The 13,713-nt window shown below is 48.2% G+C and carries 4 protein-coding genes; 3 read left to right on the top strand and 1 reads right to left on the bottom strand.

Annotation, left to right across the window (positions count from 1 at the left end):
• Positions 1-421 precede the first annotated feature (421 nt).
• The 3 genes from V7Q33_RS10510 to V7Q33_RS10500 all read left to right on the top strand — a co-directional run bounded on the left by V7Q33_RS10510 (position 422) and on the right by V7Q33_RS10500 (position 12,786).
• A complete protein-coding gene (locus tag V7Q33_RS10510) occupies positions 422-3,502 on the top strand; it encodes a PQQ-dependent sugar dehydrogenase (RefSeq protein ID WP_333819800.1) in 3,081 nt (1,026 codons plus the stop codon).
• 401 nt (positions 3,503-3,903) lie between these two features.
• Positions 3,904-6,831: a DEAD/DEAH box helicase gene (locus V7Q33_RS10505; protein ID WP_333819799.1), complete on the top strand. Its 2,928-nt coding sequence runs from the start codon at positions 3,904-3,906 to the stop codon at positions 6,829-6,831.
• A gap of 549 nt (positions 6,832-7,380) precedes the next feature.
• Positions 7,381-12,786: a fibronectin type III domain-containing protein gene (locus V7Q33_RS10500; protein ID WP_333819798.1), complete on the top strand. Its 5,406-nt coding sequence runs from the start codon at positions 7,381-7,383 to the stop codon at positions 12,784-12,786.
• Positions 12,787-12,807: 21 nt separating this feature from the next.
• Here the strand turns inward: V7Q33_RS10500 and pgl are convergent, their stop codons facing one another.
• Positions 12,808-13,533: a 6-phosphogluconolactonase gene (gene pgl, locus V7Q33_RS10495; RefSeq protein WP_333819797.1), complete on the bottom strand. Its 726-nt coding sequence runs from the start codon at positions 13,531-13,533 to the stop codon at positions 12,808-12,810.
• Between the last annotated feature and the right edge of the window lie 180 nt (positions 13,534-13,713).

The following is a 13,713-nucleotide window of genomic DNA, read 5'->3' as shown; positions in this document are numbered from 1 at the left end:
CATTCAATATACCTGTATGAAGTTTATGTTACCATCCTATTGCAAAAGGATGTATAGACATAATCTTTCTTCCCTTCCGCCAAAAACACATGTATTCATGTACCCGTACCGCTTGCTTTGCGTTACATGTTATTTCCTGAATCTACGACTATATGCTTCGCAACGTTGTTACCCACTTGCATACATTTCTCTACCACTTGTTATTTTGCTATAGCCCATTGCAGGAAACCGCATGCCATACAGATGGCATTATTATTTAGGCTATGACAGCCCCGTTGTTGCCAATAGAAATACAGGAATGTTATCAGTTACAGGGTTAACCGTTATCCGTAAGAGTTTATATAACGATTAACAGTAACCGGTAACGACACACCTCCAACTAAAACGCTCGCGTATGAAAACACTTTAAACCCTCATATACATGTTGAACCCGAACATTCCTCCCACAGGAAAAGGATCGCTTTTCCTATTTGTGTTTATGCTCCTCTGTGCAGAATTGTCTGCTCAAACTTTCCCGGCAGGCTTTAGCCGTGTACAGGTCGCCAATGGTATCAGTAATCCTACCGTCCTGGCATTCGCTCCCGATGGAAGAATTTTTGTTGCCCAGCAGAATGGTGCGTTACGGGTAATCAAGAATGGAACCCTGCTGGCAACGCCTTTCATTCAACTCTCCGTAAACTCCAGTGGTGAACGAGGGTTGATTGGTATAGCACTCGATCCGGCTTTCGCCACCAACCACTACATCTATCTATACTATACGTTGCCTGATGGATCGCGCAACCGCATTAGTCGCTTTACGGCCAATGGCGATGTAGTGGTGCCCGGCAGTGAAGTAGTGGTGCTCAACCTCGATCCGCTCAGCAGTGCTACCAATCACAATGGTGGCGCCATGCATTTCAAGAATGGATTACTGTATGTAGCCATCGGCGAAAATGCAAACTCTGCCAATGCACAAAACCTGGACACCTATCATGGCAAAGTATTGCGCATCAATCCCGATGGTTCCATACCGGCCGGAAATCCGTTCACCACAGGTTCAGAACAACGCAGAAGAGTATGGGCCTATGGATTACGTAATCCCTATACATTTGATGTGCAACCCGGCACGGGAAGGATATTTGTGAACGATGTAGGCCAAAACACATGGGAAGAAATTAACGATGCTACAACCGGTGGCCTGAATTTCGGGTGGCCCACGGCAGAAGGCAACAGCAGCAATCCATCGTTTACTAATCCTGTTTATGCCTATCAGCATGGCTCGGGCGATGGGTTGGGTTGTGCTATAACGGGAGGTGTATTCTTTAATCCAACCTCTACCAATTACCCCGCTGAATATACCGGGCGTTATTTCTTTCAGGATTTGTGTAATCGCTGGATCAATGTGCTGAACTTGTCAACTTCGCCTGCTACGCGTATGCCTTTCGCTACCGGGCTGGGTGGCGATGCGCTGAGTATAGAAGTAGGTACCGATGGCAACCTATATTACCTGGAGCGCAGTACCGGTGCGCTGTTCAAAATAATATATACTGTAAACACAGCGCCTGCCATTGTTACACAGCCCGCCAATGTAACGGTCTCTGCAGGGCAACCCGCGACTTTCTCTGTTACTGCTACAGGTACTGCTCCGCTCTCCTATCAATGGCAAAAGAATAATGTTAATATAGCCGGTGCCACCGCATCTTCTTACACCATTGCCAGTACACAAGCTTCGGATGCCGGTGCTTATCGTGTGATTGTATCAAACTCCGCGGGCAGCGTTACCAGTAATGCAGCGCAGCTCACCGTAACTACATTCAACGCACCCCCGGTCGCCACGATACTGACACCGGCCGAGGGTACATTATACCGCGGTGGTGATGTCATCAATTTCTCGGGCAACGCTACCGATCAGGAAGATGGCACATTACCTGCGAGCGCATTCAGCTGGCTGGTATATTTCTATCATGATACGCATCGTCATGACGGGCCACCGGTTGCTTCCGGAGTAAAGAGCGGTTCGTTTACCATTCCCACCAGCGGCGAAGTATCGGATAATGTATGGTATAGATTGTTCCTCGTTGTAACCGATTCACAAGGCTTGCGCGATACGGTGCAACGCGATATTTTCCCGCGGAAATCAACTATAAATCTGGCCACACAACCGGCAGGTTTACAGGTAACACTCGATGGCCAACCCGTTACTACTCCCTATGCTGATGTAGGTGTGGAAGGTATATTACGCACCCTTGGCGTAGTATCGCCACAAACTTCCGGAGGTGTTACGTACGAGTTTGATCATTGGGTGCACGGTGGCAGTGCCACACAGACTATATCTACACCCGTAGAAGACGTAACCTACACAGCTGTATATCGCAACGTTACTTTGCGTGATCCCGAAAATCCTGCCAGTGCTGTGCCCGGTATAGCCTATCAATACTATGAGGGTGCCTGGAGCACATTGCCCGATTTTGCAACGCTTACACCAGCTGAGACGGGTACACTTACTACCATTAACCTCGACCCGCGCAACCGCGAAGATGATTATGCATTCCGCTACAGCGGATATATAGATGTACCCACGGATGGTACCTATACATTTTATACCAGCTCCGATGACGGCAGCCAGCTATATATAGGCTCTGCGCTGGTCGTGAACAACGATGGACTGCATGCTGCACGCGAAGCCTCCGGCAGCATCGGCCTCAAGCGCGGCAAGCATAGTATTACGGTTACGTTCTTTGAACGCCAGGGTTCGGCAGTACTCACCGCCAGCTATGCCGGGCCGGGCATTGCCAAACAAGTGATACCGGCTTCCGCATTATACCGGATACCGGGTGTTGCTCCCGTTACGCTCGAAGCTGAAAATGCAACATTGGTGGGCGCAATTGTGCGAAGCGACCAGGCGGGTTATACCGGCACCGGCTTTGCCGACTATCAACATCCTTCCAATGACTATGTGCAATGGTCTGCCAGCATCGCTACGGCCGGCAGCTATATACTTACGTTCCGGTATGCCATGGGCAACACACCACGATCGTTGGCTGTAAGTGTAAATGGCACTACCATCAATCCATCGCTTACCTTTCCCCGCACAACCACCTGGACTACCTGGACAACCATTTCCGTTACTGCCAACCTCAACGCGGGCACGAACCTCATCCGCCTGACGGCCATTGGCAGCAGCGGCCCGAACATCGATCATCTTGTGATCAGCAGTAATGGGTCAACCATCGCTTCCAGCGAAATCGCTGACGATGCGCAACGTACTTATTCGTTCGATATATACCCCAACCCTGCCCACCGCGACATCAGCATTCATGCCACGGCAGCAATGGGCGATGTACTGGAGATACATTTCATCGATCTGAAGGGAAGACTTGCGAAAGTCGCGCAGCACACGACTATTCTTGATGGCGATAACACCGTTACCGTTTCAGTAGAAGATATACCGGAAGGTATATATCAGTTACGTGTGTTGCAGGGAAATCGTACGGGCAGTAAAACCGTTGTTGTTAAAAGATAGTACGTATATATACTTTGATTCATGACATGGACTGTGCCACAGGGTTATGCCCAATGTGGCACAGTCTTTTTATTAACGGGATGAAATAGTGGCATTTCTCCCGTAAAAACACCCGTACCACAAGTCTGAAAAACGTTGTGCCGAGCAAAGCTTTACTCCCCTGAAAAACACCTGGCCCAAAAGCCTTTTCGTTCTCTCACAACTTCCACAGTTTCAACGCGCTGCAAGATATCTGCCGCGGCTGTTCAAAGAGATCATTTGCCCTGTTATATTTGGGGCCGATTGAAGGAGGCAACAGTGCCGCATTCGCGATTTTGACAATACCCTGATTAATCCTCCATCGGTTTTTTAAATCAACAGAAAAAAATTCTCGCGCATCAACGCTACGAAAGAATTTATCCATGCTTTTTGACGAAGAAAAAAAAATAGAACAACCGGAAGCTGTCCGCCCCACATTACCTGCCGGTACAGCGATCGATTATAAAATAGGATTCCTCTTCAACTTTGCTTCAGGCAAATCAACACGGTTTGATCTGGAGCCTGTGTTGATGTTTACGAAGAACAACATCACCGAGTATAAACGCATTTCACTACAGGTTGAAAAAGGACTCGCCTATCTGCAACCCCTGGACGATACATTCTACAAAGATCTGTATGAGTTCTCCGACAACCAGCTGCTGCGCTGGATGACGAATACCGGCAATCGTTTTATCCGTAATCACTCCGGTTCGTGGGCGCACGTTTCTGCACGGGAACTGGCCAACCTGCGCAAGCACTATATCGAGCTGCTGCACAAGCTATGGCCAACGTTAAGAACATGGCCTTCGGTTTTTATTCTGAAGTACGGCCGTTTTCTCAACTACCGTCAGCAGGATGTAAAGCTCGGGAAGGAACCTGCACGGCTGACCTTTAACGTTGACCGCAAAAGCGACTCGATCGTGTTGAGCATGACGATATGGCTCGATGGTGTAAAAGCGAGTCTTCGTCTGCTAAGCGGGTTTATGCTCGAACATGATGGCACACTATATTTACCGGCCGATGGTGCAGCCCTTGCACTGATCGATCAGTTCAGAAATGGCCCTCTTACATTTCCGCTAGCCGAGAAAGCGGATGTTGTTCGCCGGTATGTTTTACCCTGGATGGAGAAATACGAAGTTACCATCAGCGAAAAGCTCAACATCGATATGGTTAATCTGCAGATGGAGCCGCGTGTAATGCTGAGCGAACTGAACGAAAGCAACCTGATGATCAAGCCGCAGTTTGTATACGAAGATGTGGAAGTAGACTATAGCAAAGACCGGCAATACGTACAAGACACGGGAGATCGTATACGGGTAATTCAACGCAACAACGAAGAAGAAAAGAAACTATACGAATACCTGCGCACGCTGCACCCTTCGTTTGCCAACCAGCGCAACGATCTATACTATTACCTGGCATTCGCCGATGTGATGAAGCACGGCTGGTTTATCAGCATGATGCGCAAGGTGCAGCAGGAAGGCTTTGCAGTACATGGCCTGCAGGAGCTGAAGAAATTCCGCTATACCACACAAGTACCCAAATTTACCATCAGCGCCAGCAGTAATATCGATTGGTTTGATCTGAAAGTCACCATTCAGTGGGGAGAGCATGTTGTATCCCTGAAAGAAATACGCAGAGCGATTCTGAACCGGCAAGACACCATCATGCTGGAAGATGGTACACTCGGCCATATACCGGAAGAATGGACCAGCCAGTATAGTTTATTGTTGCGCACCGGAACGGAAGAGAACGGCACGCTGCGTGTAAGCAAACTGCACTATACTTTACTGGAAGATATACTCGACAAGATCGATGATAACACCGTACAGGCCGATATAGAAGCACGCAAGCATAAGCTGCTCGATTACGATACCATACAGAAAGCACCGCTTTCCACCGAGATAAAAGCTACCCTTCGCCCCTATCAGCAATCGGGATTTCACTGGCTGCAGTCCCTCGATGAACTTGGCTGGGGCGGATGTCTTGCCGATGACATGGGGCTTGGTAAGACTCTGCAGACGATATCATTCCTGCAATTCCTGAAAGAAAAATACCCGGGCAGTACACAACTGGTGGTGTGCCCTACTTCGCTGATCTTTAACTGGGAGACTGAAATTCAAAAATTCTGTCCTACGCTGAAACACTATACATACTATGGATTGCAGCGCGAATTTACCGAGGCACATTTCAATGATTATGATGTTGTGCTCACAACCTATGGCGTAGTGCGCAACGACCTTGAGAATCTTACGGGCTTTCTCTGGCAGTATATTATACTCGATGAAAGCCAGGCCATCAAGAATCCCGATGCACGGGTTACACGTGCCGTGCAACAGTTGCGTGCCGTGAACCGTGTTATTCTGAGTGGTACACCTGTACAGAACAATACCTCCGATCTGTATGCACAGTTCAACTTCCTTAACCCGGGATTGTTAGGCTCGCGCGAATTTTTCAACCGCGAATTTGCCATACCGATCGACAAGCAAGGCAGCAAAGAAAAAACACAATACCTGAAACGGCTTATCCATCCGTTTACACTCCGGCGTACCAAAGAGCAAGTTGCCAAAGACCTGCCTGACAAAACGGTAACGGTGCTGTGGTGCACCATGGATGCCGAGCAGCGCAAGCTTTACAACCAGTACCGCGATAACTATCGCAATGTTCTCCTCAAGCGTATAGATGAAGAAGGTTTGGAGAAGTCCGGTATATATGTATTGGAAGGTTTACTGCGCCTGCGGCAAATCTGCGATCACCCGGCCATGATCGAACCGCTGCCCGGTCAGGAAATTACCCGGAGCTCGGTAAAGATAGAAGAGCTTATACGCGAGGTGCAGGAAAACGCAGGTAATCATAAACTACTGGTGTTCTCTCAATTCACAGAGATGTTGAAGCTCATTCGCGAAGAATTTGAAGAGGCCGGTATAAGCTATTGTTACCTGGATGGAAGCACCCCATTACCCAAGCGTAAAGAGCAGGTAACAAAATTTCAGGAAGACGAAAGTGTCACGGCATTCCTCATCTCGCTGAAGGCCGGCGGTGTAGGATTGAATCTTACGGTTGCCGACTATGTATACCTGGTAGACCCCTGGTGGAACCCCGCTGCCGAACAGCAGGCGATTGACCGGGCACATCGTATCGGGCAAAAGCGAAAAGTATTTGCCTACAAGATGATCTGCAAAGACACGGTAGAAGAAAAGATTCTGCAAATGCAGGAAAGAAAGAAGATGCTGGCCGATGAGCTCATCCACGAAGATGCCGGTTTCGTCAAGAACCTTTCACGGGATGATATTGAGTTCCTGTTCGGATAAGCGGAATTATACTCTGATATATATAGTCTACAGAAACCATGAGAAAAGCCACCTTGCATACAGGTGGCTTTTTTTGATTTGAGATATTAAATACCCATGTCCCTATATTTACTGAGGATTTCCACAGCCGCCTCGGCTGCATCCGCCATAATCCATACATTCAATCATAGAAGCCGGCTTCCACTTACCGGGACCCGAACGCTGAATACGATGTGCTATACCATTATTTCAATTGTTTGGCAACCTCCAATTTCCGGATGGTACGATTTTTTAGACTGAAAATCGTGCCTTATTCAGGGGTATATATGAATGAAAGAACGCATACAGGCAAGCTTGAGGGGTTGGCAGACAATCTTCATTCAGTAGTCCCGGCAGTTTTTCAAAACACTATATCTATTATAACGGAGGTGACATAGCAACATTCACTTCTGTTGCATTCAGTTCGTTTCAGGTATATCTATCGCAATAGCAGATGTAACACGATGCGAGGCTTCTCGGCATCGGTGCAGAGTTTATATATACAGCAACAACTAAAAACCGGTCAACAGTTTGAAAACATTATTTATGCCACTACACAAACTAACCCGATACGCCATCGTTACCTATATCCTTGCTTCAGTCAGTTTTACCTTTGCACAAACTGTAGTTCATTATGATAGTGGCTATACACTTCGCAACAATCAGCTCGGGCATTATTACAAGATGACGAGCTTCGCCAACGAATCATCCTTTCGGGAATATACCTATTGGAAAAGTACCGGTGCCACCGTAAATGAGTTCTTAAACTTCCGGGTAATTTTCCCCAATGGCTTCGACAAGAACAATACTTCTGTAAAATATCCATTGATACTCATGCTACACGGAGCGGGTGAATCCGGGCGTTCGTGGGAAGGACATTACGAATATACTCCGGCCGATCCGCAGTACGACAACAACAGCACAAACACAGCACATGCCGGCCCTTCACATGCGGCTGCCGTGTTGCGTCCACCTTCTGATCCGAGAGCGTTTCCGGGCATCGTTATTATACCGCAGGCAAGCTATAGCGCCAGCTGGCAGAACGGTTGGCAAAACGGTGCGCTGAGCGATAACATGCGCATGACCATTGGGGTGGTAGAATATTTTATTCAAAACTATAATGCAGACCGTGATCGTATAGTGATACACGGTTTATCCAACGGCGCCAAAGGTGTATGGGATGCCGCATCCAAACGTCCTGATCTTTTTGCTGCCATGCTGGCCATGTCGGGTGTGGGAAGTGCCTATAATACCATGAGTGATATACTCGTTACCATGCCTATCAAAATGTATCAGGGTGGATTGGATACCAATCCCCTGCCACAGGCATCCCACGATCTTTATGATTTGCTGAAAAGTAAAGGTGCCAATCCCTCCTATACTTTATATCCGGACCTTGGGCACGACACGTGGAACCGTGCGTATGGTGAGGCCGACTTCTTTTCGTGGATACTTGCCCAGAACAAAAAGAATATATATGTATTTGGCCAGCAAACCGAGATCTGTGCCAACGGTTCAATCCGGCTCGGCTTCTCCGATGGCTTCAGCGGATATCAATGGACATTCAACGGCGCGGATATACCGAATGCCACTACACGGTTTTATACATTGAATCAACCCGGCACCTACACGGTGAAGTTTCAGCGAAGTGCAACGGAATGGGACGAATCTTTTCCGGTGGTGATCACACCGAAGTCTGCATCAACCTATACACCCGATCTTACCAATACCGGCACACGCATTATACCCATCGATTTCAACGGCACCAAGAATGATACACTGAAACTGATAGCGCCTGAAGGATTTCCCGAATATTACTGGTATAAAAACGGAGCTGTATTCGATACTACTACCACGAATACAAAAGTAGCACACTTCCTTACCGGCTCCGGCACCGTGGGAACAACGGCAGAAGCCGGTACATTTGCCGTGCGCGTAAAAGAAAACTCCGGATGTGAAAGCTTACTTTCTCCGTCCATTACCGTTACTTATACCAGTCCACATGTCGGCCCCACGGCACCGACACTGGCAGCGAGCGGTATTTCTGCTATATCAGAAAATCAAGTGCAGTTACAGTGGACTGATAATTCTTCCAACGAAGAATACTTTGAGATCTGGCGGAACCGAAGTACTGTAAATGGCTACAGCAGCGAACCCTATCGTTTGGTGGCAACTGTACCGGCCAACACAACTTCCTATACCGATTCAGGACTACGCCCGATGGCGAAGTACTTTTACCGTGTTCGCTCTGCCGGCGGTGGCGATGGTAAATTTGCCACCACAGAAGTAAACATTACCATGCCGAGCGATACAACAAAGCCGGCACCACCGATGAACCTGACAGCCACTGATGTGGAGGATACACAGATATCCATTGGATGGGACCCTTCTTCGGATGACGACCAGGTAGCGGGCTATGAAATATACCTCGGCTCCGTGCTGGATACAACCGTAAATACAACCTCGTATACATTCTATAACCTGACACCCGGCACGAATTACCTCATTAATGTGCGCGCAGTAGATGCCCGTGGTAACTTCTCCGACTTCCCGGGGGAAGCGCTTTCCGTTACAACGCTGGCACCTCAGCATGGCTTGCAATATTACTACTACGAACCACTCACGGTACCGAACACATTTACCTTGCTGGATTACTTTGATACAACCCATACCATTGTGAAGCAGGGCGTGGTGAACAACTTCGATATATCGGTGAGAAATCGCGATATAAAATTTGTGTTTGCCTTTGAAGGCTTTATCAAGATTAACCAGACGGGCAACTATATATTTTATTCAAAATCAGATGATGGCAGCCGCCTGTTTATAGACGGTGTGCTGCAAATAGACAACGATGGTTTGCATGAAGGCACTGTGGAGAAAAGTAAAACTGTAAACTTTACCACCACCGGTAAACATTCCATTCGTGTAGAGTATTTCTATGCCAACAGCCTCGCACAAACGCTGGCCGTTACGTACGATCCGCCAGGAACAGGAACCGGGCTTGGCAAACAAACTATACCCGACACGTTGCTATACCGCACCAATGCTACACCGATGTCCTACTATTGCAAAGCAACGGGCGACCTGAGCGATCTCGCTACCTGGGGAACTGAAACTAACGGACAAGGCGCTTCTCCTGCAAGCTTCACTGGCTCTTTCGAATACTTCTATATCTGCAATCGCAGCGGAGCTGTATCCATTACTTCACCCTGGGCGGTAAACGGCACGGGGTCTAAAATTGTTGTAGGCGCTGGCGTAACACTCAACGTTAATGAAGCCATTACCGGTATACTCGAAGCGGGCGATAACGCGGTAATCAACATCAACAGCACTACCATCCCAACGCTGGGATCACTGGCACCAACCTCTACGGTAAATTTCAACGCGACCGGTACGGTGCCGAATGCAGCGTATGGCAACCTCAATCTGATGACTGCTTCTACAACCAAAACACTGCCGTTAAGTTCGGTGGCTGTGCGAGGCAATCTGCATATCGATCAGGATGTACTTATACAGGGGGCTGATGGAAATAAATCTATCCTGGCGGTAGAAGGAGACATGATTTTCCTGGGATCGGAGAATAACGTTGCCGGTCAATTATATACCATCAACTTCAAAGGTGGAAAACCACATATATTAACATTGAATCCTGATACCGATCTGAATCTCTATGAGCTGGTACTGGACTATGGCGATCAGCTTACACTGCAGAACAGTTCCGGCACCCCGGCCCATGTACGACTGGGCAATACATCGGGTGGCGGGCTTACCCTCAACACCGGTGCTACTCTGCAACTCGATAAAAACAATCTTATACTCTCCGGCAAAGTTGCTCTGAACGGCAATGGAGAAACCGGGGAGATAGCGACTACCGGAGGAAGTATCAACATCAATACAACATCAGCTGTTTCCTCCAACCTGTTCTTTAACGAAGACTACGACAGTCTTACGAACCTGACGCTATCCTCTGCCAGCACAGCTAAATTTTTATTGCAGAGCCCGGTGAATGTAAAGAACCTCGTTACCATTACCAAAGGAGAAGTTAACGCTGGCGATGGCAACCTCGTGCTCACCTCCGACAAGAATGGAAGTGCCCGCATTGGCCCGCTGTTGTCAGGAGCCCGCATTACGGGAAATATAGTCTTTCAACGTTATATGGATGGCGAAGGCAGAATATACCGCTATATAGCATCGCCGGTAAAATATATGAGCATTGCAGACCTGCAGCAATATATACCGGTTACCGGTCCCTTCGAAGGGCATAGTACAGGTAAGGGGTATCATGAAACGACTTCATCACTCTTCTACTACGATGAGCCGAATGGCGGATGGCTGGGCTTTCCGGGTGCAGGCGGCTCCAATACCGATACACTTCGCATAGGTAAAGGCTACGCCATCTTTGTGCGCGATGCGCTTAATCCTACCACCTGGCAAATAACCGGTAATCCGCATCAGGGCAATTTTACATTCCCGCTCACGGGCGGAACACTTGGTCAGGACAATGGCTGGAATCTGCTGGGCAATCCATACCCATCTCCTATTCAATGGACAGGTGTTGCCGGCACCGGATGGAGCACCTTGCAGAATGTGAGCAACACGGTATATATACGCGAGAACTTTGGCACCGAATACCGCTGGCGTGTATGGAATGGTACCACCGGAAACCTGCCCAACGGTATCATCGCCCCGGGACAATCATTCTGGGTACAGACAACGTCCGGTGCACCGGCTATTACTATAACCGAAAATGCGAAGTATACTACCGATGGCGCATTCTATCGCGAAGAGCAGGTGCCTGCTATTGTCATCACCATGAGCAACGGCACACTGCATGACGAAACCTATATTCAACTGGCACGCACCGCCACGAACGGGTATAACAAACAGGAAGATGCCGTGAAGCAGGAGAACACCTACTTCAATCTGGCATCGGCATCAGAAGACAGCGTTGCCCTGGCAATCAATATACTTTCGGCAGACTATTGCATGCAGCGTATTCCGCTCTATATCCGCAAAGCATCGAAAGGGAATTATACGCTTACGTTCGATGGCATCGAAAACATTCGCACGAAAGTATACCTGAACGATGCGTTCCTTCAGAAACAACAGGAAATTGCCAGCGGTCAGGAATATACTTTTGCCATTACAGACGATGCGCATTCTTATAACAAGCGCTTCTCGCTGATACTCGACCGCCCGGCGGTGCCAGCCATCACATCGTTCAAAACCAGCAATGCCTGTGAAGGCAATGCAAACGTTACGCTGCAAGGCACCACTGCCGATGTCGGATACCAGGCATTTCTGGGAGATCGCCCTGTATCTGCACGCACACTATCAACGGGCGACAGCTGCCGACTGGAGCTTGACTATACATTGCTTCACAGCGGCACGTTCGATGTTACTGTGCGCAGTGGTTATGGTGCCAGTAAAGATTGCCCGGCCGTAACACAGCCGCAGACCATACGCATCACCATTGATTCACTGGCTGCTCCGCACCTCACACTCGCGGGCAATACCATTTCAACCGTTAATCGTGATGGACAGCGCTATCAATGGTATAAAGATGGCGCATGGCTGGCAGCAGAAAACTCCTATCAGATCACACCGGTTGAAGACGGCGATTATAGTGTGGCAGTAACCGCCGGAAGTTGTTATCGGTTATCAGACACGATACGCTATACCATTACCGGTCTTGAAACAGCCTTGGAAAATGTAGCGACTGTATCACCCAATCCATTTACCGATCGATTGAACATAAGGCTGAGAAATCATTTAGCAAAGACAATCTCGCTTTCCACCACCGTAGGAAAAGTAATTGTAACCAAATCTATAAATGAAACTGATGAATATATAACACTTGATCTGACGGATATAGCGCAAGGTACCTATATCCTGTCTATCGGGGACGCCCGGTATAAAGTGATCAAAAAAACATAGAAGACCTTCTCTTGTCTATAGTTACTTCCGGTTCAACTGTCTTGCCGCGGATTGATCCAGATACCAATGCAGCGCACCTCCATTCGGGCGGATTAGTTGGGCCGGATATTTTTCTATATCACGATCTCCTTCCAGCACATGATGCAGGGCCTCAGCCTTGGAAGGTCCATATACCAGAAAGGCAACCATCGATGCCTGGTTGATACAGGGAGCTGTAAGTGTAATGCGATTCATCATTACCTTCTCAATATATAACGCCTTCACCAGCGACTCCTGCTCGTGCAGTACGGAAGTATGCGGAAACAATGATGCCGTGTGAGCATCGTCTCCCAGACCTAACAACACCAAATCAAATCGTACAGGCTTATCTGAAAAATAAGCGAGTATATCATCTTCATACGCCTGTGCTGCTGCATCGGGCGTGAGCTCTGTTTTCATACGGAATATTTGTCCGGGTGAGATGTTCAGTGCATCGAACAGCGCCTTCTTCGCCATCAGATAATTACTATCCGGATGGTCCGCCGGCACATAACGCTCATCACCAAAGAAGAAGAACACACGCGTCCAATCGATCTGCTCTTTATAGGGCACAGACGCCAGCAGCTCAAACAACTTCTTCGGAGAGCTTCCCCCGGATAATACAAACGAGAACCTTCCCTCCTTTTGTATGGCTTCTTTCGCACGCACAACAATCTGTTCGGCCAGTGCAGTTAAGAGTATCTCGGGAGTATCGAAGATGTGAATCATGTATAGTATAGGTTGTTCTTAATAGTATAAAAGCTGCTGGCTACTAGCTGCAAGCTGCTGGAAGTGCGTGTGGAGGGTGAGAGCGGAATAATCCAGTGGCACAAAGAAGACACAGAGTTACCAAAGGTTATCCGTTACACGTTAATCGCTATTAGTTATCTGTGTAATTCTGTTCCCGAT

This window comes from Ohtaekwangia sp. (assembly GCF_036786105.1).
In the GTDB taxonomy this organism is placed as follows: Bacteria; Bacteroidota; Bacteroidia; order Cytophagales; family Cyclobacteriaceae; genus Ohtaekwangia.
The sequence above is the reverse complement of the archived record's forward strand: the minus strand, read 5'-3'. Positions and strand labels throughout refer to the sequence as shown.